General features: G+C 68.7%; 29 protein-coding genes. 13 read left to right on the top strand and 16 right to left on the bottom strand.

What is annotated here, in order from left to right; translation table 11 throughout:
* A partial coding sequence (locus KBY81_RS11335) for an NAD(P)H-hydrate epimerase (protein ID WP_254976532.1) occupies window positions 1–1,273 on the bottom strand: 1,273 nt, incomplete at its 3' end.
* A 133-nt stretch (window positions 1,274–1,406) separates the two neighbouring features.
* On the opposite strand from KBY81_RS11335, the gene mnmA reads away from it, so the two are divergent.
* Entirely contained in the window at window positions 1,407–2,534 is a 1,128-nt protein-coding gene (gene mnmA, locus KBY81_RS11330; protein WP_254976535.1) for a tRNA 2-thiouridine(34) synthase MnmA, read from the top strand.
* Here mnmA and glf read toward each other — a convergent pair.
* The 6 genes from glf to KBY81_RS11300 all read right to left on the bottom strand — a co-directional run bounded on the left by glf (window position 2,519) and on the right by KBY81_RS11300 (window position 8,107).
* Window positions 2,519–3,646: a UDP-galactopyranose mutase gene (glf, locus tag KBY81_RS11325; protein WP_254976531.1), complete on the bottom strand. Its 1,128-nt coding sequence runs from the start codon at window positions 3,644–3,646 to the stop codon at window positions 2,519–2,521. The genes mnmA and glf overlap by 16 nt on opposite strands.
* A gap of 3 nt (window positions 3,647–3,649) precedes the next feature.
* Window positions 3,650–4,531, bottom strand: a complete 882-nt coding sequence (locus KBY81_RS11320; RefSeq protein ID WP_254973270.1) for a hypothetical protein — start codon at window positions 4,529–4,531, stop codon at window positions 3,650–3,652.
* Between the two features lie 309 nt (window positions 4,532–4,840).
* On the bottom strand, window positions 4,841–5,881 hold the full coding sequence (locus KBY81_RS11315) for a hypothetical protein (RefSeq protein WP_254976530.1): 1,041 nt from the start codon (window positions 5,879–5,881) through the stop codon (window positions 4,841–4,843).
* Window positions 5,882–5,886: 5 nt separating this feature from the next.
* Window positions 5,887–6,111, bottom strand: a complete 225-nt coding sequence (locus tag KBY81_RS11310; protein WP_396103678.1) for a 2Fe-2S iron-sulfur cluster-binding protein — start codon at window positions 6,109–6,111, stop codon at window positions 5,887–5,889.
* A 71-nt stretch (window positions 6,112–6,182) separates the two neighbouring features.
* The gene (locus KBY81_RS11305; protein ID WP_254976529.1) at window positions 6,183–7,700 is read right to left on the bottom strand and encodes a cobyric acid synthase; all 1,518 of its coding nucleotides are present in this window, start codon (window positions 7,698–7,700) and stop codon (window positions 6,183–6,185) included.
* A gap of 32 nt (window positions 7,701–7,732) precedes the next feature.
* A complete protein-coding gene (locus KBY81_RS11300; protein ID WP_254976528.1) occupies window positions 7,733–8,107 on the bottom strand; it encodes an Npun_F0494 family protein in 375 nt (124 codons plus the stop codon).
* Between the two features lie 54 nt (window positions 8,108–8,161).
* On the opposite strand from KBY81_RS11300, the gene KBY81_RS11295 reads away from it, so the two are divergent.
* Entirely contained in the window at window positions 8,162–8,761 is a 600-nt protein-coding gene (locus KBY81_RS11295) for a nucleoside triphosphate pyrophosphatase (RefSeq protein ID WP_254976527.1), read from the top strand.
* Between the two features lie 262 nt (window positions 8,762–9,023).
* Here the strand turns inward: KBY81_RS11295 and KBY81_RS11290 are convergent, their stop codons facing one another.
* The 4 genes from KBY81_RS11290 to psbD form a co-directional block, all read right to left on the bottom strand.
* Entirely contained in the window at window positions 9,024–9,674 is a 651-nt protein-coding gene (locus KBY81_RS11290; RefSeq protein WP_254976526.1) for a sulfotransferase domain-containing protein, read from the bottom strand.
* Window positions 9,675–10,098: 424 nt separating this feature from the next.
* The gene (locus tag KBY81_RS11285; RefSeq protein WP_254976525.1) at window positions 10,099–10,971 is read right to left on the bottom strand and encodes a sulfotransferase domain-containing protein; all 873 of its coding nucleotides are present in this window, start codon (window positions 10,969–10,971) and stop codon (window positions 10,099–10,101) included.
* Window positions 10,972–11,165: 194 nt separating this feature from the next.
* Window positions 11,166–12,554 (bottom strand): photosystem II reaction center protein CP43, encoded by a 1,389-nt coding sequence (gene psbC / locus KBY81_RS11280; protein ID WP_015108803.1) that lies wholly within the window; start codon window positions 12,552–12,554, stop codon window positions 11,166–11,168.
* A complete protein-coding gene (psbD, locus tag KBY81_RS11275; protein ID WP_015108802.1) occupies window positions 12,538–13,596 on the bottom strand; it encodes a photosystem II D2 protein (photosystem q(a) protein) in 1,059 nt (352 codons plus the stop codon). The genes psbC and psbD overlap by 17 nt, the downstream gene beginning before the upstream one ends.
* Before the next feature lie 153 nt (window positions 13,597–13,749).
* On the opposite strand from psbD, the gene KBY81_RS11270 reads away from it, so the two are divergent.
* Together KBY81_RS11270 and KBY81_RS11265 are read left to right on the top strand one after the other, a co-directional pair.
* The gene (locus KBY81_RS11270; protein WP_106222324.1) at window positions 13,750–14,316 is read left to right on the top strand and encodes a photosystem I assembly protein Ycf4; all 567 of its coding nucleotides are present in this window, start codon (window positions 13,750–13,752) and stop codon (window positions 14,314–14,316) included.
* A gap of 2 nt (window positions 14,317–14,318) precedes the next feature.
* A complete protein-coding gene (locus KBY81_RS11265) occupies window positions 14,319–15,050 on the top strand; it encodes a peptidylprolyl isomerase (protein ID WP_254973636.1) in 732 nt (243 codons plus the stop codon).
* Window positions 15,051–15,078: 28 nt separating this feature from the next.
* Here KBY81_RS11265 and ilvN read toward each other — a convergent pair whose 3' ends face one another.
* On the bottom strand, window positions 15,079–15,609 hold the full coding sequence (ilvN, locus tag KBY81_RS11260; RefSeq protein ID WP_015108799.1) for an acetolactate synthase small subunit: 531 nt from the start codon (window positions 15,607–15,609) through the stop codon (window positions 15,079–15,081).
* Between the two features lie 88 nt (window positions 15,610–15,697).
* Window positions 15,698–16,657 (bottom strand): alpha/beta fold hydrolase, encoded by a 960-nt coding sequence (locus KBY81_RS11255; protein WP_254976533.1) that lies wholly within the window; start codon window positions 16,655–16,657, stop codon window positions 15,698–15,700.
* Between the two features lie 25 nt (window positions 16,658–16,682).
* On the opposite strand from KBY81_RS11255, the gene KBY81_RS11250 reads away from it, so the two are divergent.
* From KBY81_RS11250 to KBY81_RS11235, 4 genes are all read left to right on the top strand, one after another.
* Entirely contained in the window at window positions 16,683–17,846 is a 1,164-nt protein-coding gene (locus KBY81_RS11250) for a N2,N2-dimethylguanosine tRNA methyltransferase (RefSeq protein WP_254976524.1), read from the top strand.
* A gap of 26 nt (window positions 17,847–17,872) precedes the next feature.
* Window positions 17,873–17,971, top strand: coding sequence for a cytochrome b6-f complex subunit PetM (gene petM, locus KBY81_RS11245; protein WP_015108796.1), 99 nt, complete (start codon window positions 17,873–17,875; stop codon window positions 17,969–17,971).
* Window positions 17,972–18,036: 65 nt separating this feature from the next.
* Complete coding sequence (locus KBY81_RS11240; RefSeq protein ID WP_106222332.1) at window positions 18,037–18,999, top strand: NAD(P)H-binding protein; 963 nt, start codon at window positions 18,037–18,039, stop codon at window positions 18,997–18,999.
* A gap of 50 nt (window positions 19,000–19,049) precedes the next feature.
* Window positions 19,050–19,268, top strand: coding sequence for a hypothetical protein (locus tag KBY81_RS11235; RefSeq protein WP_015108794.1), 219 nt, complete (start codon window positions 19,050–19,052; stop codon window positions 19,266–19,268).
* On the opposite strand, the gene KBY81_RS11230 is transcribed toward KBY81_RS11235, so the two are convergent.
* A complete protein-coding gene (locus KBY81_RS11230) occupies window positions 19,237–19,857 on the bottom strand; it encodes a pseudouridine synthase (protein ID WP_106222334.1) in 621 nt (206 codons plus the stop codon). The two genes, KBY81_RS11235 and KBY81_RS11230, sit on opposite strands and share 32 nt — an antisense overlap.
* Before the next feature lie 232 nt (window positions 19,858–20,089).
* On the opposite strand from KBY81_RS11230, the gene infA reads away from it, so the two are divergent.
* The gene (infA, locus tag KBY81_RS11225; RefSeq protein ID WP_015108791.1) at window positions 20,090–20,359 is read left to right on the top strand and encodes a translation initiation factor IF-1; all 270 of its coding nucleotides are present in this window, start codon (window positions 20,090–20,092) and stop codon (window positions 20,357–20,359) included.
* Window positions 20,360–20,440: 81 nt separating this feature from the next.
* On the opposite strand, the gene KBY81_RS11220 is transcribed toward infA, so the two are convergent.
* On the bottom strand, window positions 20,441–20,728 hold the full coding sequence (locus KBY81_RS11220) for a hypothetical protein (protein ID WP_106222336.1): 288 nt from the start codon (window positions 20,726–20,728) through the stop codon (window positions 20,441–20,443).
* A 138-nt stretch (window positions 20,729–20,866) separates the two neighbouring features.
* On the bottom strand, window positions 20,867–22,372 hold the full coding sequence (locus tag KBY81_RS11215; RefSeq protein ID WP_254976523.1) for a DEAD/DEAH box helicase: 1,506 nt from the start codon (window positions 22,370–22,372) through the stop codon (window positions 20,867–20,869).
* Window positions 22,373–22,511: 139 nt separating this feature from the next.
* On the opposite strand from KBY81_RS11215, the gene KBY81_RS11210 reads away from it, so the two are divergent.
* The 4 genes from KBY81_RS11210 to KBY81_RS11195 all read left to right on the top strand — a co-directional run.
* Window positions 22,512–23,669: an NAD(P) transhydrogenase subunit alpha gene (locus tag KBY81_RS11210; protein ID WP_219904394.1), complete on the top strand. Its 1,158-nt coding sequence runs from the start codon at window positions 22,512–22,514 to the stop codon at window positions 23,667–23,669.
* On the top strand, window positions 23,666–23,959 hold the full coding sequence (locus KBY81_RS11205; RefSeq protein ID WP_015108787.1) for an NAD(P) transhydrogenase subunit alpha: 294 nt from the start codon (window positions 23,666–23,668) through the stop codon (window positions 23,957–23,959). Before KBY81_RS11210 ends, KBY81_RS11205 begins: the two co-directional genes overlap by 4 nt.
* Window positions 23,960–23,967: 8 nt before the next feature.
* A complete protein-coding gene (locus KBY81_RS11200) occupies window positions 23,968–25,386 on the top strand; it encodes an NAD(P)(+) transhydrogenase (Re/Si-specific) subunit beta (protein ID WP_106222342.1) in 1,419 nt (472 codons plus the stop codon).
* A gap of 16 nt (window positions 25,387–25,402) precedes the next feature.
* A partial coding sequence (locus KBY81_RS11195) for an alpha/beta fold hydrolase (protein ID WP_254976522.1) occupies window positions 25,403–26,253 on the top strand: 851 nt, incomplete at its 3' end.

Here is a 26,253-nt window from a genome sequence, read left to right as displayed (position 1 = left end):
CCGGACGGGGCAGCGGCGCCAGGTCGGGGAAGAGCCTCCGGAACTCCTCCGCGTGGGGGGTGATCCAGGTGGGGCCCCGGCGCGTCCGGAGCCAGTCGCTGCCCAGGGCCGCCAGGCGATTGAGACCATCGGCATCGAGCACCAGCAGGCCCTCGAAGTCGGCCAGGTCCTGCCAGCGCTGCCGTTCCTGGGCGTCGATCGCCGCCGCTGGCGGTCCGCCGGCGGGGTCGATCCCCCCCAGACCGGGCCCCAGCAGCACGGCATCCAGACGATCCAGCCAGCCCTCGCCCAGATCCGCCAGGGCCAGCCCCCCGGCCGGGGTGGCCCCCAGGCCGGGCTCGAGCACCACATGGGGATGGATCTGCCAGAGGTGGGGGGTGATCTCCTGGGGGAGGGCGGCCCGGAGGCTGCCGCACCCGGAGGCCGTGGCGCCGGCCAGGGCCAGGTGGGCGGCCCCCCGGAAGCGGCGGCTGCCGGCGACGACCAGCAGGCGGCCGCGGGCGTATTTGCCGGCGGCCGGATCCGGCACGGGCCAGGGGGCTGAGGACGGGTCGGCGGGCCCCAGGCCCAGCAGCGGCTCGCCACCGGGCTGGACCAGGAGAGCGGCCGGCAGCCCCAGGTCGATGCGCTCCAGCCGTCCCACCCAGCGCAGGGCGGCGTCCTGGACCAGGCCCCGCTTGATCAGGCCGATGGTGTAAGTGGTGGCGGCCGTGGCGGCCACGCCACCGAGCAGGACACCGTCATCGGCGTCCAGGCCGGTGGGCACATCGATCGCCACCAGGGCGCCGGGCCGCCTTCGCTGCCGCTCCTCCAGCAGGGCTTCGATCAGCGGGCCGGCCGGGCGGTGCTGGCCGATGCCGAACAGGGCATCCACCCAGAGGGCCGGATCCTCCGGGTCGGGCGGGGCCTCCAGCAGGGGGATGCCGAGCCAGCGGGCATGGCGCAGGTGGGCCTCGGTGAGGGGCCGGCGGCGCTCGAAGGGGCACCAGATCCGCACCCGGCCTCCGGCCAGGTGCCATTCCCGGGCCACCACCAGCCCATCGCCGCCGTTGTGGCCCGGTCCCACCAGCACCAGCAGGCCGTCCTGCCGGTCCCGGCCCGGCCGTTCCGCCAGGCGGCGGCTCAACGCCAGGGCGGCCTTCTCCATCAGGGCCTCCACCGGCAGTCCGCTGGCGAACAGCTCCTGCTCGATGGCGGCCATGGCCGCGCCGCTCACCAGGACGTGATCGGCATCCGCCGGCGGCCAGGCGGTGGGCAGCGGCCCGAGGTTCACAGCGGCCCGAGCGGTGCTCTCCCATGATGGAGGCGTCCGCTCGTTCCATCCATCGGGATCCTTGAGCCCCACCGCCGCCACGGTCTCCGTTCCGCCTGAGTCCACCGCCCACCCCCCCGCCGGCAGCCCCGAGGTGGCGGAGGTGCTGGGACGGCTTGGCGACTGGCCCGGTGAACGGCGCGTGGCGGTGGGCCTCTCCGGCGGCGTCGACAGTTCCCTGACCGCGGCCCTGCTGGTGGCGGCCGGCTGGGAGGTCGAGGGCCTCACCCTCTGGCTGATGAGCGGCAAGGGCGCCTGCTGCGCCGAGGGTCTGGTGGATGCGGCCGGCATCTGCGACCAGCTGGGGGTTCCCCACCACGTGGTCGATTCCCGGGCCCGCTTCCAGGAGCAGATCGTCGATTTTCTGGTGGAGGGGTACGGCGAGGGCCTCACCCCCCTGCCCTGCTCCCGCTGCAACCGGGCGGTGAAGTTCGGCCCGATGCTGGAGTGGGCCGAGGCGGAGCGCGGCATCGGCCGCCTCGCCACGGGCCACTACGCCCGGCTGCGCCAGGGGGACCCCCAGGACGGCCGCCATCAGCTGCTGCGGGGCCTCGATGCCCACAAGGACCAGAGCTACTTCCTCTACGACCTGCCCCAGTCGGTGCTGGGCCGGCTGGTCTTCCCCCTCGGTGAACTCACCAAGGAGGCCACCCGGGCCGAGGCGGCACGCCTCGGCCTGCGCACCGCCGCCAAGCCCGAAAGCCAGGATCTCTGTCTGGCGGATCACCATGGGTCGATGCGGGCGTTCCTGGATGCCTACCTGGCGCCCCGCCAGGGTGAGATCGTTCTGGCGGACGGCACGGTGCTCGGCCAGCACGACGGCATCGAACACTTCACCATCGGCCAGCGCAAGGGGCTGGGGGTGGCCTGGAGCGAACCCCTCCATGTGGTGCGGCTGGATGGGGCCATGAACCGGGTGGTGGTGGCGCCCCGGCGGGAGGCGACCCGCCTGGCCTGTCTGGTAGGCGCCATCAACTGGGTGTCGATCACGCCGCCCAGCGCACCTATCGAGGTGGAGGTGCAGGTGCGCTACCGGAGCCTGCCGGAGCGGGCCCTGCTGACGCCCCTGCCCGAGACGGCCGCCGACCATGCCGCCGGACGGCCCCACCGGGCCCGGCTCGACTTCGCCGAGCCCCAGTTCTCGGTGGCTCCGGGGCAGGCGGCGGTGGTCTACAGCGGCGAGGTGCTCCTCGGAGGCGGGCTGATTCAGGCCGACGCCTGACGGCTCTCGCTGCGGAACCGGTTCATCGCCGATTCGATCACCACGTGCATGTCCATGTACTTGTATTCGGAGAGACGGCCGCCGAAGATCACGTTCTCCGTTCCCTGGGAGAGGTCGTGATAGCGGCGATAGAGCTCCTGGTTGCGGGGATCGTTGACCGGGTAGTAGGGAATGGCGTCGCCGCTGCAGGGGCGGGGGTACTCCCGGGTGATCACGGTGACGGGGGAGCTGGAGCCTTCGAAGTGCTTGTGCTCGATGATGCGGGTGAAGGGCTCGCGCATGTCGCAGTAGTTGATCACCGCATTGCCCTGGACGTTGTCGGTCTCCACCACGGCGTTGTCGAACTCCAGGGAGCGGTACTCCAGCCGCCCCAGCGCGTAGTCGAAGTACTGGTCGATGCAGCCGGTGTAGACCACCTTGTGGGCCAGCCGCTCCAGCGGGGTGCGCTGCGTGAAGTAATCGACGTTGAGGCGGACCTCAATGCCCTCCAGCATGGCCTCAAACAGGGCTGTGTAACCCCCGATCGGGATCCCCTGGTAGCGGTCGGAAAAATAGTTGTTGTCGTAGGTGAAGCGCAACGGCAGCCGCTTGATGATGAAGGCAGGCAGCTCACGGGGATGCTTGCCCCACTGTTTGCGGGTGTAGTAGCGGATCAGGGTTTCGTAGATATCCTTCCCCACCAGGGACAGGGCCTGCTCTTCTAGGTTGGTGGGTTCGCCGCTGAAGCGCTGGGAGGCGATCTTCTGCCGGGCTTCTGCGGGCGTCCGGGTCTGCCAGAGCTCGTAGAAGGTATTCATGTTGAAGGGGAGGGAGTATAGCTTGTCTCCGGAGATCGCCTTGGGGGAGTTGATGTAGCTATTGAATTCCGCAAACCTGTTGACGAAAGCCCAGACGGTCTTGTTGCTGGTGTGAAAGATGTGGGCACCGTAGCGGTGAACGTTGATGCCTTCCAGCTTCTCCGTATAGCAATTGCCACCGATGTGGGAGCGGCGGTCGACCATCAGGCAGCGCTTGCCAGCATCGGTGGCCAGTCGGGCAAAGGTGGCGCCGAACAGGCCGCAGCCGACGATCAGATAATCGTAGGTGGGCGAGTCTGATTCCTGGGAGGTCACAGATCAGCGAAAATCCTTCAGGTCGACGGGCAGAAGGTTTTCGATCGACTGCTGGATCTCCGGGGGCTCCTGCATGCCATAGGTGGCGAAGATGTTGATGCCGCTGCTGGTGCACTTCTTGCAGAGTTCGCTGCCGTAGCGCTTCGCCTGCATCACCTGGTAGGGGGTGTCCAGGTAGTTGGCGATTGAAGGGGCGGATGGGGACTGCACGCAGCAGACCGAGAAGTTCCCCTCGTGGTCGAGGCACACCTGGGATTCGCGCATGAAGCAGTTCTGGGACCGGTGATTGCCGATGGCCTGCTGCACCAGCTGGGGGCTGTAATAGATGTATTCGAGTTCCGGGGGGATCGTTTCCAGCCCGTCGAACATCTTGTCGATGGGCATGTAATAGGCGTGGTAGGGGCTGAATTTCATCCCCAGCTTGTCGCAGAAGTGCTTGAACAGATGCACCTCATGCAGGTTCTGCTTGTGCACCAGATAGCGCACGTCGATGTTCTGGAAGCATTCCCAGTCGCCGAGGGTTTCGGAGATGCGGATCAGGTTGGCGAGCACCGGTTCGATCCGGCCGCCCTTGTGGTTGATCTGGTAGGTGCGCTGGGTGAAGCCCGACACCGTGATCGTGAAATTCCAGAGGCGCAGGGGCTTGAGCAGGGACCAGTCGTAGTCGTAATTGAGGTTGGAGGAGATGCCGCAGGGGACGCCATGGCTCTCGGCGCAGGCAATCAGTTCGTGGAGCTTGGAATGGAGCGTGGGCTCCGTCCAGTTGTACAGGCCGAAACGGCAGTTGCCGTTCGTGTCGGCCTTGGCCTTCAGGCAGATCTTCTCGAACAGCTCGATCGGCATTTCCGTCAGCTTCTGGCCGATGCTGTTGGTGAATTCGGGCATGCCGACCGGACAGGCCGTGCAGCGGAGATTGCAGCCACTCACCACATCCACCCAGAATTCAATGACCTTCTGACCTGGAGGTACAGGGGAGTATTCAGGCCACAGAAAACGCTTGACAGCCGATTGCACGTTCTTGGGAACGGCACGCTTCAGGACTGTTGGCAGCGCCATCTAGATTCCTACAAAAACGTCATGCGTCGTTGCATCGTAGCCCCTGCCCGCTGACATTGAAGAGCCTTCCCGCTGACATCGAAGGCCCGTGGTTTTGATTCGACGATGAGGCCACAGCGGGCTGGCTGATGGGGCCTCTCAGCGGTTCGTGGTCCCTCGGGCCCGGCCGGAGCCCCCCTGCAGCCATCGCCCCAGTCCCTGCAGCGTCCGCTGCCGCCGCCGCCACCAGCAGCTGACCGGCGGCGGCGCCAGCCACTGTCCCGCCCGCCCCAGGCGCCGGCCCAAGACCAGCCGCAGGTGCTGGGCCAGCCGCTCCCGCCTGCAGTCGGCCAGCTGGGAGGCCGTGGGACCACGGTAGGCCGGCAGGTCCAGCTGCTGGGCCAGCCGCTCGGTGGCCTCGCGCCAGTGGCGGGTGGCCTGCTGCCTGATCTGCCAGCACTCCCGGATCGAGCCCACGCTCAGCAGCGTTTCCGGGGTGAACCGTTCCACTTCGAGAACCCCGGGCACTCCCAGGGGGTTGGTGCCCTGTTCGCTGATCACCAGACAGCCATGCAGGGGGGCCTGCCACATGCGGCCGGAGAGGGTGGTGCCCCGCTGGTAGGGATACATCAGGCCGTAGCAGCACCAGGCGCCCGCCAGCCGCCGATTCGCCTCCAGATAGCTGAGGCCGTGGGTGGCGAGCCCGAGCCTGTCCCAGCGGCCGCCGAACACCTCCACCAGCCCCCGGCGCGCCAGCCGGGCCAGATCCTGCTGGTAGGGGTCGTCGCCCATCGGCTTGAAATTGGCGATGTGCAGCGGCCGGCCGGCCCGTTTGCGGAAGGGGCTCCGCTGCCAGAACTCGGGGACCACCGGCAGGTACCCCGGCACCCAGCGCAGCCCCTCAGGCACTGGATCCGGTCGGAACAGGGAGATCAGCCTGATCTCGCGGGCCAGGGGAAAGCGCGCCGGCCAGTCCACCTGGAGCTCCTTGACGTAGTCGTACACATGCACGATCCCCCGGTGCTCCCGGTGGGCGAGGCCCGGGTCTCCCCGCAGGATGACCAGCAGGTCCAGATCCGGATCGACCCCGCCGCGGACGAATCGGAAACCCACGGCCCGATAGAAGAGCCGCACGTTCCAGATCACATCGAGATCCTGGAAATCGATCGAGAGGATGGAGAACCGAGGGGGGAAACTCACACGACCTACCAGTGGGGGTCGCTGGCCAGGCTGACCGTCAGCCGGCCGCTCGGACTGGAGGGCACGGTGGCCACACAGGCCCGCACCACCCGTCCGTTGACCTCGATTTCGCAGGCGCCGCAGCTGCCCCCCAGGCAGCCGGTGGGGATTATCACCGCCGCCTGGCGGGCGGCCTCCAGCCAGTCCTGGCCGGGGATGGCCGTCGTGGTGCGTCCGTCCGGCCAGGCGATGGTGATGGCGGGGCGGGGGATGGCGATGGGGGGAGGGTCGCGTTGGCGGAAATCTAGGGGGTGCCCACGGTTCAGGCTGCCGGCGTCCGCAGGGGAGGATCCGGGGCCAGCAGGGGCGCCAGGTCGATGTGGGCCTCGAAGGCGTCGGCCAGGCGATCGAGCAGGGCGTCCCGCTGGCGGCCGTGGTGGGGCTGGTTCTCCTCCAGGGGCGGCAGCTGGCGCCGCCGCCGCAGTTGGTTGAGCCAGCGGCGCCGCCAGGGGCCGTTCTCGAAGATGCCGTGCAGGTAGGTGCCGGCCACCAGGCCCCCCTGGCCGCCGGACTCCGCCCACCAGCCCAGTTCGCCGTCCTGCGCCAGGGGCGCACAGCCCGCCGGGTCGGTCCGCTCGCTGCGGCCATGGTGGAGTTCGAAGCCCTCCAGCAGGGGGAGGTCGCCCGGGCCGGGGGGCCAGAGGGCCCGGCTCTGCCGTTGCCGCAGCGCCTTGTCGCCCTGGAAGACGGTGCGCAGCGGCAGCAGGCCCAGTCCGCTCGCCTGCTCGCCGGGCTGGCCCCCTTCGAGGCCCTCGGGGTCGTCCAGCTCCTGGCCCAGCATCTGCAGCCCACCGCAGAGGGCGAACACCTGGCCCCCCCGGGCCACGTAGGCCCGCAGCTGCTCCGCCATCCCGCTGCTGCGCAGCGCCGCCAGGTCCCGCAGGGTCTGCTTGCTGCCCGGCAGGATCACGGCATCGGGCTGCTCCAGGGGCTCTCCCGGCCGCTGCCAGCGCAGCCGCACGCTGGGCTCCGCCTCAAGCGGGTCGAGGTCGGAGAAGTTGCTCAGGGAGGGCAGGCGCACCACCACCAGATCGAGCTCGGCGCGGGGCTTGCGGCTGCCCCGCTCGAGCAGGTCGAGCGAGTCCTCGGGGGGGAACAGCTCATCGAGCCAGGGCATCACCCCCAGCACCGGCACCCCGGTCTGCTGCTCCAGCCAGTCGCGGCCGGCATCGAACAGGGATCGGCGGCCGCGGAAGCGATTGATCAGCAGCCCGCCGATCAGGGGCCGCTCCACGGGCCGCAGCAACGCCAGGGTGCCGACGATCTGGGCGAAGACACCGCCCCGCTCGATGTCCGCCACCAGCAGGCAGCGGGCCCGCAGGTACTGGGCCAGCCGCAGGTTGGTGAGATCCCTGGCCTGCAGATTCACCTCCACCGGACTGCCGGCCCCCTCCAGCACCAGCCGGCCGCCGGGGTGGGCCGCCTGCAGTTCCGCCAGGCCCGTCCGGATCGCCGCCCAGCCGGGCAGGAACCAGTCGCGGTAGTAGTGCTCCGCCCGGGCGGTGCCCACCGAGCGCCCCAGATGGATCACCTCACTGGTGCTGTCGCCCCGGGGCTTGAGCAGCACCGGGTTCATCGCCACCCGCGGCTCCAGGCCCGCGGCCCAGGCCTGCAGCGCCTGGGAGTAGGCCATTTCCCCGCCCTGCGGGTCGACCCAGGCGTTGAGGCTCATGTTCTGCCCCTTGAAGGGCAGGGGCTGCTCCCCCCGGCGCCGCAGCACCCGGCAGAGGGCGGCGGTCATCAGGGACTTGCCGGCGCCGCTGCTGGTGCCCAGCACCATCAGCGGCCGCGGAGAGGCGGGGTGGGGGCGGTTCAAAGGCGGGGGCGGTGGCGGCGCAGCGCCTCCAGAATCCGCTCCCGCCGGCCCGCCCGGGGGATCTCCCCCGTCCAGCGCCGCAGCACCTGCCGGCCCATCGGCGTCAGCCGCACCCGCTCGGTGAGCCCCTGGCCGTCCACTTCCCGCCGCAGCACCCCCAGCCGGATCAGCCAGAGGAAATGGTCCTCGGTCCGGTCGCTGCTGAGGGGAAGGAAGGTGAATGGGGCAGGGACTTCGGTGCGGCCGGCCAGTTCCGTGCTGCTCAGGGGCTGTTCCCCCACCGTCTCGTAGAAGCGGCGGCGGAAGGGCAGGCAGCGGAGGGAGAGGGCGGCCCGCGCCAGCGAACGGGACTCGGTGTCGGCCTGTGCCATCGCCCCATTCTCCCCAATCGACGGGCAGGCTGGAGACCCCGCTGGAGACCCCCCTTGCTGCTTCTGGCTTCCGCTTCCCCGGCCCGCCGCCGCCTGCTCGAGCAGGCCGGCATCCCCCATCGGACCCAGGTGAGCGGCGTGGATGAGGAGGCCCTCCAGGAGCCGGATCCGCAGCGGCTCGTGCAACGGCTGGCCCTCGCCAAAGCGCAGGCCGTGGCCTGCACCCTGGGCTCCGTGGCCCTGTGGCCGTCCATGGGGGTGCTGGGCTGCGATTCCCTCCTGGTGGTGCAGGGGGAGGTGTGGGGCAAACCGCGGGATGCCGCCGAGGCGTTGGCCCGCTGGCGGCGCATGGCCGGGGGCTGGGGCGATCTGCACACGGGCCATGCCCTGGTGCAGCGCCCCGGGCCTGGGGGCAGCGCCGGCCCCCAGCAGGCGGTGGTGACCACCCGGGTCCACTTCGCCTCACTCAGTCAAGGGGAGATCGAGGCCTATGTGGCCAGTGGGGAGCCCCTGGCCTGTGCCGGAGGCTTTGCCCTCGAGGGCCGCGGCGGCCTGGTGGTGGAACAGCTCGAGGGTTGTGTCAGCAACGTGATCGGGCTCAGCCTGCCGCTGCTGCGGCGCTGGCTCAGGACGGTTGAGTCAGCTTCAAGGTGATCTTGAGGCTGTTGGTTGGTGCATCCCACGCCACGACGATCCGGTGGACGCTCACCCCATCTCAGGTGGGCGGCTCGACCAACCGACTGTGGCGATCGAGAAGCCACACGGTCTTGGGCCAGAGGATTGTGGGCGCACCCCCCTGACTGGGTCAGTAGCGACCAAGCAACAACCAGCCTGCGGACGCAGGTGATAGTTCACAAGATCGCCATCTCACAAGATGGCGATGGATTGCGCGAGCGAGGACGGCATCATGATGCTGTCATGCCCGTTGACTTTCTTGGGCTTCCTCTACAAGCGTCCGAAGTGAAGTGATTTCGTTTGGGGTCAAAAAACTTAGATGATCTCCGGGTAGTGGTGAGCGAATGTGCTGGTGCTTCATCTCTTTCGCTGCATAGTCCAAGGGATTGTCCCAGAACTTTTGTTTGCTCCAGAAACGGAGCAAACTTGCAGAACGCCTGAATTCTTTGTAACTGGGCTTTAGCTCGTCAAGAACGTTCTGCACGGATCTGAAGGGTTTCAGAAAGGCGGAAATCTGCCGAGACCATTTCTTGTAGTTGAGAACCATGTCTTCATACTTCAGGATCAGGCATTGCTCCCCAAGTGCATCGCTAAACCTTTTTAGATTCCGATATTTTTGCAGTATGGAGACTTCGCCAAAGCCGCTTTCGCCACGAAATTCCATCAAAGCATAGTCGTAGACACTAAGGGTTCCTGCCTGAATATCGTTGCGAATAGCGGCATCGATTGAAGGGTCGAGGCCATGAATCCAGCCGTGGGAAAAGTATTGGGAAACGATGAGGTCAAGCGGGTCACGAATCTGGCAAACGGCAAAATAATCTGCAGTCGTTAGTAATGGGATTGGAGTCTCGTTTGATAGGTTGGCGGAATAAAGAGAGTCTTCGTCTGTCAACGCGAAGTCCCTAACGGGTCCTCGTAGTAAAAGGCTGGAGGATTCGTCGGATAATCCCCTCAGGAGACCTTGATGGTTTTTGGGTTCGTTATTTTGTGAAAACAGCGGCGCTTTCAATGACAACGAAAGCTTTCGTAGTATTTCATACCCAAACATCGATCCGGTTTTGTGAGGAAAATGAAAGGAAACTATTGTGTGGTTACCCATACCCGATTTCGTTTAATTTGGAGTTTACCATCTTGGTGATGGTAGGCAGCTGAGACCCCATCGACGTGGCTGTCAGCACGAGAGTCCGCCGTCCGCCTGCCTGGCTGGTGCCCGGCCATGTTCATGGATTGAGGAGGGTGATCAGTCATGACGACCAAACCCCCTAGCGAAGGAAGGCTGCATGACGGACACTTTCTTCTATGTCATCGGAATACATCTAGTCTAATCCTCTGATATGGGTAATCAACTCCTCGTAGCCTAGGCGTTGAATGGCGATTTGGTTGTAGTCAATAAATTGGTTTACGGCTTTGGCCGTAAAGTAGTTAAGATAGTAATCTTTGCTGGCCTTGTTGAAAAATAAACTTCCTGAGCTCTTCTGCTGGTTGACGTTCTCTAGTTGGTATTCGAAGGCTTTTGCGAGAAGCTCTCTATCGGTCTTGACAAATTCAGCTATGCTATGGATGGTTTCGGCCGAAGGGGAAGGTGTCAGGTCTTCGTATCTAAGGCTGAGAGTTGGCACACTCGCGGCCGACCATGATTCGAAATTGGAGATCCATCCACCACAAACTGAGTAATAGAAGGGAAGGGTAAGGCCACTTTGGCTGAAACTCTGCAAAGCCATGTCCAGGAGATTTTCCTTGGCTAGGTTGTCAAGGGTAAAGATCTTGGCGAATCTCTTTGGACTCGTCCATCGTCTGATGATTTTGCAATGCGGGAATAGGGTGTCAATGGTAGGCTTGATTTTGGCAAGGTTATTGGAATTCTTGGCTTCGAGTCGCAGAAAGTTAAGCGCGCTAAGCAGGCAGTCAAAGGGATTGCGGATGATCCTGATGACTTTGCTGACCTCGCCTTGGGGTGTGATTAAGTCCGATGGTTGCTTGAAAATATTGTGAGTTTTTATGATTGTTGTTTCTTGACCTGGAATCGCCTTAAAGGGGAGAGCGTTGTCTCTCAGGTGGGCCAGTCGAGCTTTGTAGAGATTATCGTATCCAGTGTAGGAGGAATCGGCAAGCTGGCCAGCAAGAACGAGCGGGAACGATAGGGCGGAATTTCCGCACTTCGGGTAAGTTGCAAGAAGGATGACAATCATGTTCAGGATGCTTCGCCAAGGCGATGACGTTGATAAGTGACATCACTGTATGCCGGTAGCCGGAGATTTCCCTGCAGCATTATCTGGAGGGTGAATGTTCGATCAACTCTCTTGGCGTCGCCATGAAATGATAAAGAAAATGCCCTCTCGTTAGAGAGGGCATGGCGTGGTGATAAGAATGAAAACGCCGTCGCTTAGTCGAGGTCAGGCATTGCCAGGGTGGGTTCGGCCTGACGGTCGATGCCCTTCTCGAAACCGGCGGCGGCGGCGCGGGCCCGGCCCGCATGCCACAGGTGACCGACCAGGAAGAAGAAGGCCAGCACGAACTGCGTGGAGGCCAGCCACTGGCGGATGTTGACGAAGTTCACCGAGTTGGGCTCGGTGATGATGCCGCCCACGGAGTTGAGGGAAGCGTTGGGGGCGTGGGTCATGTATTCGGCGGCCCGACGCACCTGCCAGGGCTGGATGTCGTTCTGGAGCTTGTCGAGGCTCAGACCGTTGGGGCCGCGCAGGGGCTCCAGCCAGGGACCGCGGAAGTCCCAGAAACGCATGGTTTCACCACCGAAGATGATCTCACCGGTGGGGGAGCGCATCAGGTATTTGCCGAGGCCGGTGGGGCCCATGGCGGAACCGATGTTGGCGCCCATGCGCTGGTCACGCACCAGGAAGGTGAAGCTCTGGGCCTGGGAGGCTTCGGCGTTGGTGGGGCCGTAGAACTCCGAGGGATAGGCGGTGTTGTTGAACCAGATGTAGGCCGAGGCGATGAAGCTCATGAAGCTCAGGGCGCCCAGGCTGTAGCTCAGGTAGGCCTCACCGTTCCAGATGAAGGCGCGACGCACCCAGCCGAAGGGCTTGGTGATGACGTGCCAGATACCACCGAAGATGCAGATCAGACCGATCCAGATGTGGCCACCGATGATGTCCTCCATGGAGTCGACACCGATGATCCAGCCCTCGCCACCGAAGGGGGCGCGGGTGAGGTAACCGAAGATGACCCCGGGGCTGAGGGTGGGGTTGCTGATCAGGCGAACATCACCGCCACCGGGAGCCCAGGTGTCGTAGACGCCGCCGAAGAACATCGCCTTGAACACCAGCAGCAGGGCACCCACACCGAGAAGGATGAGGTGGTAACCGATGATGTTGGTCATCTGGTTCTTGTCGCGCCAGTCCTGGGAGAAGAACGCGGAGTAGTTCTCCAGGATCTCCGGACCACGCAGGGCGTGGTACAGGCCGCCGAGGCCGAGCACGGCGGAGCTGATCAGGTGCAGCACACCGACCACGAAGAACGGATAGAGGTCGGTGACCTCACCGCCGGGGCCCACGCCGTAGCCGAGGGTGGCGACGTGGGGGAACAGGATCAGGCCCTGTTCGTACATGGGCTTGTCGAAGGTGAAGTGGCTCACCTCGAACAGCATCATGGCGCCGGCCCAGAAGACCATCAGGCCCGCGTGGGCCACGTGGGCGCCCAGAAGACGGCCGGAGAGATTGATCAGCCGGGCATTGCCCGCCCACCAGGCATAGCCGGTGGAGTCGAGGTCCTTGCCCCCGACCGAGATGAGACCGGAATTAAAGGGCGTTTCCACGGGGCAGAACCTCTTCAGGGAAGATGAAGTTTTCGTGCGGTTGGTCGGCAGGCGCCATCCAGGCACGCAGACCTTCGTTGAGCAGGATGTTCTTGGTGTAGAACGTCTCGAATTCAGGATCCTCCGCTGCGCGGATCTCCTGGCTCACGAAGTCGTAGGCCCGCAGGTTGAGGGCCAGGCCGATGATGCCGATGCTGCTGGTCCACAGACCCATCACCGGCACGAACAGCATGAAGAAGTGCAGCCAGCGCTTGTTGGAGAAGGCGATCCCGAAGATCTGGCTCCAGAAGCGGTTGGCGGTGACCATCGAGTAGGTCTCCTCTTCCTGGGTGGGCTCGAACGCCTTGAAGGTGTTGGCCTGGTCGCTGTCCTCGAACAGGGTGTTCTCCACCGTGGCGCCGTGGATGGCGCACAGCAGGGCACCGCCGAGGATGCCGGCCACGCCCATCATGTGGAACGGGTTCAGGGTCCAGTTGTGGAAACCCTGCAGGAACAGCAGGAAGCGGAAGATCGCCGCCACCCCGAAGGAGGGGGCGAAGAACCAGCTGCTCTGACCCAGGGGGTACATCAGGAAGACACTGACGAACACCGCGATCGGGCCGGAGAAGGCGATGGCGTTGTAGGGACGGATGCCGACGAGACGGGCGATCTCGAACTGGCGCAGCATGAAGCCGATCAGCGCGAAGGCGCCGTGCAGGGCCACGAAGGGCCAGAGGCCGCCGAGCTGGATCCAGCGGACGAAGTCACCCTGGGCTTCCGGGCCCCAGAGCAGCAGGAGGCTGTGCCCCATGGCATCCGCCGGGGTGCTGACGGCGGCGGTGAGGAAGTTGCAGCCCTCCAGGTAGCTGCTGGCAATGCCGTGGGTGTACCAGGAGGTGGCGAAGGTGGTGCCGGTGAGCCAGCCGCCCAGGGCCAGATAGGCCGTGGGGAACAGCAGCAGACCGGACCACCCCACGAAAACGAAGCGGTCGCGCTTGAGCCAGTCGTCGAGGACGTCGAACCATCCACGGGTGGCAGGGGCGCGCCCCAGGGCGATCGTCATGGGTGAAAGCGGTGCGGAAGACCCGCAGGGCTGTGGGTTACCGGGGGATGGTAACAACGTTGATCGGCCCGGCGCGCCGGGTGACATGGGCTGAAACTGACGCCTCCGGCACGCTTCGCGGCAGGATGGCGGCCCATCGCCCCCTCTTCCCGCATGGCTTCGCCCGGCGTCGCTTCCCCTTCGGCCGACGAGCAGGTGCTGGAGCAGCCGGTGCTCGGCTCCCGGCGTCTCTCCAACCTGCTGGTGGCCGCGGCCGTGAGCATCGGTGGGATCGGCTTCGTGCTCACCAGCGCCTCCAGCCGGTTCGGCCGCGACCTGCTGCCCATCGGCCACCCCGCCGCCCTGGTCTGGGTGCCCCAGGGGCTGGTCATGGGGCTCTACGGGGTGGCGGCCCTGTTGCTGGCCACTTATCTGTGGCTGGTGATCAGCATCGATGTGGGCTCTGGCCTCAACCGTTTCGATCGGAAGGCCGGCGAGGCCCGCATCAGCCGCCGAGGCTTCCGAAAGCTGATCGAGGTGGTGATCCCCCTGCGGGAGATCCAGGCGGTCAAGGTGGAGGTGCGCGACGGCCTCAGCCCCCAGCGACGCCTGGCCCTGCGGGTGCAGGGCCGGCGGGACATGCCCCTGACCCGGGTGGGCGAGCCCATGCCCCTGGCGGATCTGGAGCTGGCCGGAGCGCGCCTGGCCCGTTTCCTGGGCGTCCCCCTGGAGGGTCTCTGACGATGGGAACCGCCACGAAAGCCGCCGGCCTCGGCTGGCGCCTGCTGCTGCTGGTGCTGCTCGGCCTGACGCCCCTCGGCCTGTCGGCCTGCGCCGCCGACAGCGGCAACCGACCCATGGGCTGCGAGGCGGCCACCACCCCCTGCCTCAAGGGCACGGCCGTGGTGGCGATGGAGACCAGCAAGGGGCCGGTGGAGCTGACCCTCGATGGGGCGGCGGCGCCGCTCACGGCCGGCAACTTCGTCGATCTCGTCCGCCGGGGCGTCTACAACGGCACGGTCTTCCACCGGGTGGTGCGGGAACCGGTCCCGTTCGTGGTCCAGGGCGGTGACCCCAGCAGCGCCGATCCCAAGGTGCCCGCCAGCGACTACGGCTCGGGCGGCTTCGTCGATCCGGCCAGTGGCGAATCCCGGCGCATTCCCCTGGAGCTCAAGCTCGAGGGCGACCAGGAACCCCGCTACGGGGAACAGATCACCTCTCCGACCGCCACCCGCCAGCTGGCCCTCAGCCACGAGCGCGGCGCCGTGGCCATGGCCCGCTCGAACGATCCCAATTCGGCCAGTGCCCAGTTCTATGTGGCCCTGCAGGCGTTGCCCGAGCTGGACGGCCGCTACGCCGTGTTCGGCCGGGTCAGCAAGGGGATGGACGTGATCGACCGGATCCAGCAGGGGGACAAGCTGATCCGGGCCCGGGTGATCGAGGGCGGCACACTGGTGCAGAGCACGAAGCCCTGAGGCCGCTCCGGCCGCAACCGGCCTGGCCTCAGGCCGGAACCCTCTTGTCGGAAACGGTGGCCTTGAGCAGTTCGGTGTTCACCCCCGAGGCCCGCTCCAGCGCCACCTTGCCCGTGCGGGCGATCTCCAGGATCCCGTAGTTCTCGAGCAGGCGTTCCAGGGCCACCAGCTTGCCCGGGTCGCCCACCACCTCGAGGGTGAGGGCGTCGTCGGCCACGTCCACCACCTTGGCCCGGAACACCTGCACCAGATCGAAGATGGCGCCCCGGTTCTCCGCCGGTGCCGCCACCTTCAGCAGCATCAGTTCGCGCTCCACGGCGGGAATGGTGGAGAGATCGATGACGCCGAGCACGTTGATCAGCTTGTTGAGCTGCTTGGTCATCTGCTCCAGGGTGCGGTCGTCCCCTTCCACCACCATGGTGAGGCGGGACATGCCGCGGTGCTCGGCCGGCCCCACCGCCAGGCTCTCGATGTTGAAGCCGCGCCGGGCGAACAGACCGGAGATGCGGCTGAGGGCCCCCGATTCGTCTTCCACCAGCACCGAGAGGGTGTGCTTCATGTCGGGGTCGGGAGCGGGGTGCGGCGGGGGACCGGAACGGCGACCGGGATGGTCCTCCCAAAACTACGCGCCGGGGTGGGCCGTGCCGTCATCCCGCCCCCAGGCGCTCCAGCCAGGGGAGCACGGCGTCGTGGAAGGCGGCGGGGGTCTCGTCGTGGGGGCAGTGGCCGCACCGGGCGATCACATGCAGGACGAGGTCGCTGCGCAGCCCGAGGCACTGCCGGGCCACCTCCACCGGCACCAGCCGGTCCTGGCCCCCCCAGACCAGCAGGGTGGGCCGCCCCGGCCGCTGCAGCAGCGAGACGGCCGTGGCCCGGTACGGCCGCAGGGCCATGCCGATGCTCATCGCCCGCAGGGCGCGCACCGCGCCAGGGCGGCGGGCGGGGCGGGCGATCACCCGGCGCAGCTCCTGGTCACCGATCACCGGGTGGCGGTAGGCCGACTGGATGCCCAGGTCGAGCAGGGGGGAATGGGCCAGCAGGGGCACCAACAGTTCCAGGGGCAGCAGCCGCAGCAGCAGCCGGATCCCACCCCGCTTCAGCCGCCGCCGCCAGGGCCGGCGGCGGGGTGGACGCCGCTGGGCCATCAGCAGGCTGGGGTCGGGGAGGGGTGCCGCCACCACGGCCCGCACCCAGGTGGGGAAGAACACGCTGCAGGTGAGGGCCACAAGGCCGCCGAGGGAATGGCCCACCAGCACCGCCGGCCCGCCCACCACCTCTCCCAGGAACGCCCGCACCTGGCGGGCCCAGAGACGGTTGTCGAGGGCCTGATGGGGATGGGTCCCCGGCTGGCTGGAGGCGCCGAAGCCGATCAGGTCGAGCCCGTAGACGCACCAGCCCGCCGCCGCCAGGGCACCGGCGTTGCGGCGCCAGTGGCCGCTGCCGGCCCCGAAGCCGTGCAGCAGCACCACGGCCGGCCGGTCGGTGTTCCCGAGGCGGCGCCAGTGGCAGCCGTGGCCGATCCAGTGCCAGACGGCGTGCTCCCCCCAGTCGGCCCCCTCCGGCGAGGGGATCTCCCCGGAGGCAGGCTGGGGGTCGGCGGACGACACCGATGGCTGGGGCAAGGATCCGGACGTGAGCGGACCTGATCACTATTGCGAAGGGGCGGCCGTGCTGGAGACCGGTGACGGCTTCTTCCGGCCCGCCTCCCGGCCCGCCAGGGACGTCGGCGTGCTGCTGGTCCGGAGCCTGGCCGCCATGGCGGCGGGCGGGCCCGTGCGGGTGCTCGACGGGATGGCGGGCTGCGGCATCCGGGCCCTCCGCTACGGGCTGGAGGGCGGGGCCACGGCGGTGTGGGCCAACGACGCCGACCCCGACCGGCTGCCGCTGCTGGAGCGGAACCTCGCCCGGCTGCCGGCGGGGGTGGAGCGGCAGCTGGGCACGGCCACGGCCCAGCAGCTGCTGGCGGGCTGCCTGGTCGAGGGCCGCCGCTTCGAGCTGGTGGATCTGGACGCCTTCGGCTGTCCCGCCGCCCTGGTGCCCCTGGCCCTGGAGGCGGTGGCCTTCGGCGGGGTGCTCTACCTGGCCAGCACCGATGGACGCTCGTCTACGGGTCACGACCGCCGGGCGGCGCTGCGCCGTTTCGGGGCCGCCGCCCGGGCCCACCCCGCCAGCTGGGAGATCGCCCTGCGTCTGCAGCTGGGGCTGCTGGCCCGGACCGCCTGGGCGATGGGCCGGGGCCTCACCCCCCTGCTGAGCTTCAGTGAAGGCCGGGCCTTCCGCACCGCCGTGCGGCTGGAGCGCCATCCCGCCCCCGGCGAGGAGGGGCATCTGGGCCTGGTGGCCCACTGCCACGGCTGCGGGGACCAGCAGGTGCAGAGCCTGGGACGGCTGGGGCGGTGGCGGCCCTGCGGCTGCCCCGCGATCTCCGCTGAGGGCCCGCCCCTGGCGGTGAGCGGGCCCCTCTGGATCGGCCCCCTCCAGGATCCCGCCACGCTCACGACCATGCTCCAGGAGGCCGAGGTCGGCGGCGCCCATCTCGACCGCCCGGGCCGGCGGCTGCTGGAGCGGCTCCGGGCCGATCCGGCCGCCACCCCCCGCTGCTGGCCCGTGGACGCCATCGCCCGCCATCTGGGCCAGGGGCCCCCGCCGCTGGCGGACCTGGTGGCGGCCCTGACGGCCCAGGGGTTCGCCGCCGCCGCCAGCGGCGTGATGGCCGGCCAGCTGCGCAGCGAGGCCCCCTGGCCCGTGATCGTGGCGACGGCCAAGGGACTGGCGGCCGCGACGGCTGCTAGATAGGTACCCCGTTCCCCCCTGTCCGGGCCATGGCCTCTGAAATCTTCGGCACCGCCGCCATCTTCTGGGTGCTGATCCCCGTCGGCCTGGCGGGCGGCGCGCTGCTGCTCAAGCTTCTGAACGACTGAAACGCCCGGATCGCGCCGGCGCCGGACGCACCACTAGGCTCAGCCCGCTTCCTTTGCTGGGGTCCATGAAGGTTCTTGTCATCGGCGGAACAGGAACCCTCGGTCGCCAGATCGCCCGTCGCGCCCTCGATGCGGGCCATGTCGTGCGATGCATGGTGCGATCACCCCGCAAGGCGGCCTTCCTGCAGGAGTGGGGCTGCGACCTCACCCGCGGTGACCTGCTGGAGCCAGACAGCCTCGACTACGCCCTCGAGGGCCAGGAGGCGGTGATCGATGCCGCCACGGCCCGGGCCACCGATGGCGGCAGCGCCTACGACATCGACTGGGCCGGCAAGCAGAACCTGTTCGCGGCCTGCGGCCGGGCCGGGCTCCGCCGCCTGGTGTTCATCTCGCTGCTGGATGCGGCCCGCCACCGCAGCGTGCCGCTGATGGACATCAAGGCCTGCACGGAGGACTGGCTCGAGGCCTCCGACCTCGACTACACGATCCTGCGCTGCGTCGCCTTCATGCAGGGCCTGATCAGCCAGTTCGCCATTCCCGTGCTGGAGAGCCAGACCGTCTGGGTGAGCGGAGCCCCGACCCCGATCGCCTACATGAACACCCAGGATGTGGCGCGCTTTGCCGTGGCCGCCCTGGAGCGGCCGGAGACGGTCCGGCAGGCCTTCCCCGTCGTCGGTCCCCGGGCCTGGACCACCGGGGAGATCACCCAGCTCTGCGAGCGCTACAGCGGCCGTGAGGCCCGGGTGTTCCGGGTGCCGCCGGTGCTGCTGCGGCTGATGCAGGCGATCACCAGCTTCTTTGAAGCCAGCCTGAACGTGGCCGAGCGCCTCGCCTTCGCGGAGGTGGTGGGGGGCGGCGAGGCCCTCACGGCGCCGATGGAGGCCAGCTACGCCGCCTTCGGCCTTGAAGAAGCCGAGACCACCCGTCTGGAGGACTACCTCAAGGAGTACTACGACACGATCCTGCGGCGCCTGCGGGAGATGGAGTCGGACCTCGACAAGGAAGCCAAGAAGAAGCTGCCCTTCTGAGCACCCGGCCCGCCAGTTCGTGTGTACTATTGCAGCGTTTGGCGGCGGCCATGGCGATTTCCCAGATCAAGAACCTGCAGCGGCGTCTGGCCAACCTGGAGGAAGAGGCGATCGCCGAGCTCACCCGTGCCTGCGGCCACGAGCTCTGGGCTTCCCTGGGCTTCGATGCCTTCGACAGCCTCGAGGATCCCGACCGTCGCGCCCGGGCCAACTACTACTACGGCCAGCTGCAGACCGTCAGGGAGCTGAAGGACGCCCTGACGGTCTGAGCAGCGCTCCCAGCCGCTCCCGCTCCACGGGACTGACGTCCCGCCAGATCCCCGGCTCCAGCCCGGCCAGGTCCAGGGGCGGGCCCCCATCCATCAGGTCGATCGCCGTCCGCACCAGGCGCAGGGTGGGCAGGCCCACCGCCGCGGTCATGCGCCGCACCTGCCGGTTGCGCCCTTCCCGCAGCTCCACCTCCAGCCACGCCGTCGGCACCCGCAGCCGGTGCCGGATCGGCGGATCCCGCTCCGGCAGTCCGGGGTCCTCCACCGCCCTGGCCCGGGCCGGCAGGGTGCGGCGTCCCTTCACCATCACCCCCCGGCGGAGGCCGTCGAGGGCCGCCTCGGTGAGGCTGCCCTCCACCTGCACCAGGTAGCGGCGCCAGTGACCCCGGGCCGGATCGGTGAGCCTGGCCTGGAGACGGCCATCGTCGGTGAGCAGCAGCAGCCCTTCGCTGTCCGCATCCAGCCGGCCGGCGGCGTAGACGTCGGGAACATCGATGTGATCCGCCAGGGTGCCCCAGGCGCTGCCGGGTTCGGGCCGGAACTGGCTGAGCACCCCGTAGGGCTTGTGGAAGAGCAGGGTGGTGCCCACCGCCCCCTGCCGTCAGGAGCTTTCCCGCGCCCGCCAGAGGTTGACCACGCCGATCGAAATCAGCAGCAGGCCCAGATCCATCGCGATGGGGGGAAGGATCATGGGGAGCCGGGAGCGACAGGCGGGCTGACCCTATCGCTCCGGGACGGCCTGCGGGGGGCGGGCGCTGGGGTGGGGCGCGGTAGACGCCTAAGCTGGTGGTCTGTTGTTCTCCACAGGCCAGCCGTCCCGCATGATCGAAACGTCCGGTGTGATCGAAAAGGAGCAGGGCAACGGGTTCTACCTCGTCACCCTCGAGCAGCCTGCCGGTCACCAGTGCCTCTGCCGGGCGGCGGGCAAGCTCACCAAGTTCCGGATCAAGCTTCTGGCCGGTGACAAGGTGCTGGTCGAGATCAGCCCCTACGACCTGACCCGCGGGCGTATCACCTACCGGGAACGCAACGCCGGCGCCACCGGCCCCCGGCCCGGCGGCAACCGTCCGGGCGGTCCCCGGCGCCGCTGAGCCCGGCTGGGTGGATCAGCTCTGGAGACTCCAGAGATCAGAGAAGATCAGGGTTCTGGAGATTTCAGATCTCCACAACCCTCAGATTTCCAGCAGTCCGTCCGTTTCCGGACGGCGGCCGAGGTGCAGGTCCCTTGGCACCATCAGCACGTTGGCCTGCAGCAGCTCGGGATGATCCTCGAGGGTGAGGAGCCATTCTCGGAACTCCTCGTTGATGGCGTAGCTGTCCTCGAAGAGTTCGCGGCCGTCGAGGGCGGCACGCCGGGCCAGGGCCCAGCAGACGGCGACGGTCAGACGGCGATGCACGGCCGCATCGAGGGGGGTATCAGAACCGTCGTGATCGCTGGCGTCGTCTCGTGGCCTGTCCATCGGGTTGATCTCGGTGGATGTCCTGTGGTGCCCACGTTGGCGGCTCGTGGGCGCAACGACGGTGTTGGTTGTCACATCGTTGCAGGAAATCGGGCTGCAACAGGCGAATCGAAGCCAAATGGAAGCCGATCCGCGGCGTCAGGCTGATCGGCGCCGGATGTTCGGCAGCACGGGACCGCTGACGCTGATCATGCGCCCGGCATCATCCGCCAGGGCCTGCAGCGGCAGGCGCTCGTCGCTGCCCGGCGCGCTGCCCCCGGCGCTGGCCAGCGCCGGGGGGCGTGGGCGGATCACGTAGGGCTCGCTCACCGTCCAGCCCCGGGCGTAGCTGATCAGCAGGGGATCGGCCGGTGCGAACACATAGGAGGGCCGCCGTGGGATGGATTCCTGACCGGAGCGATCCCCGTCCATGCGTACGGCCCTGGTGATGGCCTGCACGAAGCGGCTGCGGGTGACCACGGTGGTGAGGTAGGCCACCACCCGCAGCCGTGGGGCGTCGAAGCCTTCGGCGCACATGTCGATGCTCACCAGCCAGTCGGCCTCCCCGGCCTGGAACGCCGCCAGGTGCTGGGCCGCCTCCGGATCCTGGGAGTGGACCAGGTGCACCCGGTCCCCCTCCTGGGCCAGCAGGTCGGCGATGGTGCCGGCGTGGCCGATGTCGCGGGCCACCACCAGCCCGCCGGCCCCCGGGTGCTCCAGCCGCACCCGCTCCAGGCGGCGGCGGGCCTGGAGCAGCAGCCGCAGGGCGATCCCGCCCCGATCCCCGGGCCGGATGGCCCGACGCAGGTTGCGGGCCCGCCAGCTCTCCCGCTGCTCCGCCGACAGGGGGGAGGTCTCGCGTTCGTGGCCGTCCTCCGGGCGACCGTGTTCCACCCAGCCGTCCTGGAAGCGGAACTCCAGGGGCCGCACGTCGCCGGCGGCGATCAGGGCCCGGGGCTCGACGCAGAGGTCCGGGATGATCCGCTCGGCGGGCCCGTCCTGGTCGTGCATCCGGATCCGGCGGGCGGCGCAGAAGCCCAGGTTGTCGGCGCGGAAGGGGGTGCCGGTCAGCCCCAGCCGCAGCCGCGCGCCGCCGCTGAGGCTGCTGAAGGCGTGGCCCCAGGCCGTGGCCTCCGGCTCCAGGGGATCGAGGCCCAGGTGGTGCACCTCGTCGGCGATCGCCAGCCAGGGCCGGCCCTCCAGCAGGCGACCCAGCGCCCCCTCCAGGCGATGGCGGTGCAGGGCCGCCCCCTGGTAGCTCAGCAGCAGGCCCTGGCCGGCGGTGGGCGGTGGGGCTCCCCCCGGGGCGTCCCAGTCCCGCAGGTCCAGGCCGAGGCGGGCGGCGGCCTGGACCCACTGGCGGCCGATGGCGCTGCGGTGGCAGAAGACCACGAACCGCTCCAGCCGCCCTTCCCGCTGCAGCTGCCGGAAGGCCAGCAGGGCCCCCAGGGTCTTGCCGGCGCCGGGCCCGGCGTGGAGGAGCACGTCCTGGCCGCCGGGGCTCGCCGCCACCAGGCGGGCCCGCAGCAGCTGGATCAGGCGCCGCTGCCAGGCCCGCGGTTCCGGCCCGGCCGGGGAGGCCGAGGGGGAGGTCGAGGGAGAGGGGGAGGGGTCGAGGGCCCCGGCCTGACGGCGCAGACCCAGATCGAAGGACGGTGGCGCCATGGGGCGATTCTGCTGGTCCGGTCCAGGGCCTGCCGCCGACCGTCGCAGGGTCCGGTGGGGGTGTCCGCACATTGGGACCCGGTTGCTTGCCGTCACCGGCGGGCCTGTCTATCGCGGAAGAAGTGTGCGTGGCCTCGCGTTGGTCAAATTGCTGATTCCCCGGGAGACGGCTCCCGGTGAGCGGAGGGTTGCTGCGACCCCCGAGACGGTCAGGCGGCTGGTGGCCAAGGGGGCGACCCTGCAGGTGGAGCGGGGGGCGGGCCAGGCGGCCGGCTTCCTGGACGCCGACTACGCCGCCGTGGGTGCCGAGCTGTGGGACGGGGAGGCCAGGGACTGGGAGACGGCCGATGCCGTGCTGTGCGTCCAGCCGCCGCGGCCGGAGGCCCTGGCTCGCCTGCAGGCCGGTGCCCTCCTGGTGGGGCTGCTGGCCCCCTACGGCGCCACGGATCTGGTCCAGAGCCTCAACGACCGGCGTGCCTCCGCCATCGCCCTTGAGCTGCTGCCGCGGATCACCCGGGCCCAGTCGATGGATGTGCTCTCCTCCCAGGCCAACATCGCCGGCTACAAGGCGGTGCTGCTGGCGGCGGCGGCCCTCGATCGCTACGTGCCGATGCTGATGACGGCGGCGGGCACGATCCAGCCCTCCCGGGTGCTGATCCTGGGGGCCGGTGTCGCCGGTCTGCAGGCCCTGGCCACCGCCCGCCGCCTGGGGGGCGTGGTCTACGTCTCGGACGTGCGGCCGGCGGTGAAGGAGCAGGTGGAGTCCCTCGGCGGCCGCTTCATCGACCCGCCGCAACTCGAGGAGGCCCCCGCCGAGGTGGGGGGCTACGCCCGCCAGGCCAGCGAGGCCTTCCTGGCGGCCCAGCGCCAGCAGCTGGCCGACCAGCTGGCCCTGGCCGACATGGTCATCTGCACCGCCCTGGTGCCCGGCCGGCCGGCGCCCCGCCTGATCAGCGAGGCCATGCTCGACGGCATGCGGCCCGGCGCCGTGGTCGTCGATCTGGCCGTGGCCCAGGGGGGCAACTGCTTCGGCACGATCCCCGGCGCCACGGTGGAGCGCCGGGGCGTGCTGCTGATCGGGGCCGATGCCCTGCCCAGCACCGTGCCCAACCACGCCAGCGCCCTCTACGCGCGCAACATTGCCGCCCTCATCGAGCATGTGCTGGGCGAGGACGGCTTCCGGCTGGATCCGGAGGATCCGATCCTCGACGGCTGTCTGCTCACCCATGCCGGCGCCTGCCGCCGGGACGACATCGTCGAGCCCGCCGGCCTGTCCCCCATCGGAGCCCGTTCATGAGCCTTCTGACGCAGTCCCTCTGGGTGCTCCTGCTGGGCAGCCTGCTGGGCCTGGAACTGATCGGCAAGGTGCCCCCCACCCTGCACACCCCGCTGATGTCTGGGGCCAACGCCATCAGCGGCATCACCGTGCTGGCCTCCCTCACCCTCATCCAGCAGGCCGGCGACAACACGGCCCTGCTGGTGATCGGAGCCCTCTCCCTGGGCTTCGCCCTCTACAACGTGATCGGCGGCTTCCTCGTCACCGATCGCATGCTCGCCATGTTCCGCCGCAAGGGCGACAGCCGATGACTTTCTCCATGGATGCTTTCGCCGCCGGCATCGACCTGGCGGCCGTTCTCCTGCTCGCCCTCGGCATCAAGGGCCTCTCCAAGGTGAGCTCGGCCCGCGGGGCCAATGGCCTGGCCGCCCTGGCCATGGGCCTGGCCGTGGTCGGCCTGCTGATTCAGATCCGGCCCGATCCGATCGCCTGGCTGTGGATCGCCGCCGGCAGTGCCGCCGGTGGTCTGGCCGGTCTGGTCACCGCCCGACGGGTGCCGATGACCGCCATGCCGGAAACGGTGGCCCTGTTCAACGGCTGCGGTGGCATGGCCTCCCTGCTGGTGGCCATGGGCGTGGCCGTCTTCGATACCGGCGATGCCGACATCGTCGCCCTGGTGTCGATCGCCGTGTCGGTGTTCGTCGGCGCCATCACCTTCAGCGGCTCGATCGTGGCCATGGCCAAGCTCCAGGGCTGGCTGGACACCCCCGGCTGGACCCAGAGCCGCCTGCGCCATGGCGTCAACATCTCCCTGGCGGTGCTCTGCCTGGTGTCGGCCCTGCTGCTGCCCGGCGATCCCGGCGGCCTGCCCCTGTGGCTGCTGATCGGGGGCTCCACCCTGCTGGGCATCGGTGTCACCCTGCCGATCGGCGGGGCCGACATGCCGGTGGTCATCTCCCTGCTCAACTCCTATTCCGGGGTGGCGGCGGCGGCGGCGGGCTTCGTGGTGGGCAGCCAGCTGTTGATCGTGGCCGGCGCCATGGTGGGCGCGGCGGGCCTGATCCTCACCCAGGTGATGTGCACCGCCATGAACCGCTCCCTGGTGTCGGTGCTCTTCGGCGGTGCCCTCGGCGCCAGCGCCGGCGCCGTGGGCGGCGGCGGCAGCGAGGCGGGCTACACCCGCATCACCAGCTGCAGCGCTGAGGAATGCGCCATGGCGCTCGAGCAGGCCGAGCGGGTGGTGTTCGTGCCGGGCTACGGCCTGGCCGTGGCCCAGGCCCAGCATTCCCTGCGGGAGCTGGCCAAGCTGCTCGAGAGCCATGGGGTGGAGGTGAGCTACGCCATCCATCCGGTGGCGGGACGCATGCCCGGCCACATGAACGTGCTGCTGGCCGAAGCCGACGTGCCCTACGAGCAGCTGCTGGAGATGGACCTGGTCAACCCCGAGTTCCCGCGCACCGACGTGGTGATCGTGCTGGGGGCCAACGACGTGGTGAATCCCCAGGCCAAGAACGACCCCACCAGCCCCCTCTACGGCATGCCGGTGCTGGAGGTGGACCAGGCCCGCCAGGTGTTCGTGGTCAAGCGCAGCCTGGGCGCCGGCTACGCCGGCATCAACAACGCCCTGTTCGAGATGCCCCAGACCGCCATGGTGTTCGGGGATGCCAAGGCGGTGCTCAACGGCCTGCTCAGCGAGCTGCGGGCGATGGGCGTCGGCAAGGTGAAGGTGGCGGCCTGACGTTGGGGGCCCGGTCGTGTCCCAGCTCCCCGACCACCTCGGCCTGACCCCCTTCCGCCAGCGCTCCCCCTGGATCGGGGGGGATCTGCAGACCCTGCGGGACACCCTGCGTCCCCTGCGCTTCCCCCCCGACCGGGCCGAACCGCTGACCATCCCCCTGGCGGATGGCGGGCAGCTGCTGGGGCTGCTGGATCGCCCCGCCGATCGTGCCCCTGTCGCCCTGGTGCTCGTGCTGCACGGGCTGGGGGGATCCAGTGACGGCCCCGGCCCGCGCCGGCTGGCCCTGGCCCTGGTGGCCGAGGGCTTCGCCGTGCTGCGGCTCAACCTGCGGGGGGCCGGCCGGGGCCGGCCCCTCGCCCAGGGCACCTACTGCGCCTGCTGCAGCGAGGATCTGCGTCCCGCCGTGGCGCTGGCCCGGCAGCTGGCCGCCGACCGGCCCCTGTTCGGCGCCGGCATCTCCCTGGGGGGCACGGTGCTGCTCAACGGCAGCCTGGCCGGTCTGGGATTCGATGGCCTGGTCTGCGTCAGCAGCCCGCTCGAGCTCCATGTCTGCGCCGTCCAGTTCGAGCGCCGCCGCAACCGGGTGTACCAGCGCTGGCTGATGCAGCGCCTGCGGGAGCAGACCCTGGCCGATCCGGGCGGGCTGCAGGAGCCCGAACGCCGGGCGCTGGCGGGGCCCGGTCGGGCCCGCACCATCCGGGCCTTCGATGCGGCCATCACCGCCCCGCGCTGGGGTTTCGCCTCGGTGGCCGCCTACTACGACGCCGCCAGCCCCCTGGCGCCCCTGGTCGCGGGCCGGCCCCTGCCCCCCACCCTGCTGCTCCATGCCGGCGACGACCCCTGGGTGCCGGTCGGACCGCTGCGCCA

This window comes from Cyanobium sp. Lug-B, assembly GCF_024345635.1.
GTDB classification, from domain to species: domain Bacteria; phylum Cyanobacteriota; class Cyanobacteriia; order PCC-6307; family Cyanobiaceae; genus Cyanobium; species Cyanobium minutissimum.
Note: the sequence above shows the minus strand (reverse complement) of the source record. Positions and strands in the feature narration are given on the sequence as shown.

Excerpts from the sequence above, each read along its gene's own strand:
- KBY81_RS11215 (WP_254976523.1), bottom strand. The coding sequence starts at position 22,372 with ATGGCGCCACCGTCCTTCGATCTGGGTCTGCGCCGTCAGGCCGGGGCC.
- psbD (WP_015108802.1), bottom strand. The coding sequence starts at position 13,596 with ATGACGATCGCCCTGGGGCGCGCCCCTGCCACCCGTGGATGGTTCGAC.
- KBY81_RS11300 (WP_254976528.1), bottom strand. The coding sequence starts at position 8,107 with ATGGCACAGGCCGACACCGAGTCCCGTTCGCTGGCGCGGGCCGCCCTC.
- KBY81_RS11200 (WP_106222342.1), top strand. The coding sequence starts at position 23,968 with ATGGATGCTTTCGCCGCCGGCATCGACCTGGCGGCCGTTCTCCTGCTC.
- KBY81_RS11320 (WP_254973270.1), bottom strand. The coding sequence starts at position 4,531 with ATGCCCGAATTCACCAACAGCATCGGCCAGAAGCTGACGGAAATGCCG.
- KBY81_RS11305 (WP_254976529.1), bottom strand. The coding sequence starts at position 7,700 with ATGGTGCTGGGCACCAGCAGCGGCGCCGGCAAGTCCCTGATGACCGCC.
- infA (WP_015108791.1), top strand. The coding sequence starts at position 20,090 with ATGATCGAAACGTCCGGTGTGATCGAAAAGGAGCAGGGCAACGGGTTC.
- KBY81_RS11285 (WP_254976525.1), bottom strand. The coding sequence starts at position 10,971 with ATGATTGTCATCCTTCTTGCAACTTACCCGAAGTGCGGAAATTCCGCC.
- ilvN (WP_015108799.1), bottom strand. The coding sequence starts at position 15,609 with ATGAAGCACACCCTCTCGGTGCTGGTGGAAGACGAATCGGGGGCCCTC.
- KBY81_RS11265 (WP_254973636.1), top strand. The coding sequence starts at position 14,319 with ATGGGAACCGCCACGAAAGCCGCCGGCCTCGGCTGGCGCCTGCTGCTG.
- KBY81_RS11220 (WP_106222336.1), bottom strand. The coding sequence starts at position 20,728 with ATGGACAGGCCACGAGACGACGCCAGCGATCACGACGGTTCTGATACC.
- KBY81_RS11270 (WP_106222324.1), top strand. The coding sequence starts at position 13,750 with ATGGCTTCGCCCGGCGTCGCTTCCCCTTCGGCCGACGAGCAGGTGCTG.
- petM (WP_015108796.1), top strand. The coding sequence starts at position 17,873 with ATGGCCTCTGAAATCTTCGGCACCGCCGCCATCTTCTGGGTGCTGATC.
- KBY81_RS11205 (WP_015108787.1), top strand. The coding sequence starts at position 23,666 with ATGAGCCTTCTGACGCAGTCCCTCTGGGTGCTCCTGCTGGGCAGCCTG.
- KBY81_RS11240 (WP_106222332.1), top strand. The coding sequence starts at position 18,037 with ATGAAGGTTCTTGTCATCGGCGGAACAGGAACCCTCGGTCGCCAGATC.
- KBY81_RS11235 (WP_015108794.1), top strand. The coding sequence starts at position 19,050 with ATGGCGATTTCCCAGATCAAGAACCTGCAGCGGCGTCTGGCCAACCTG.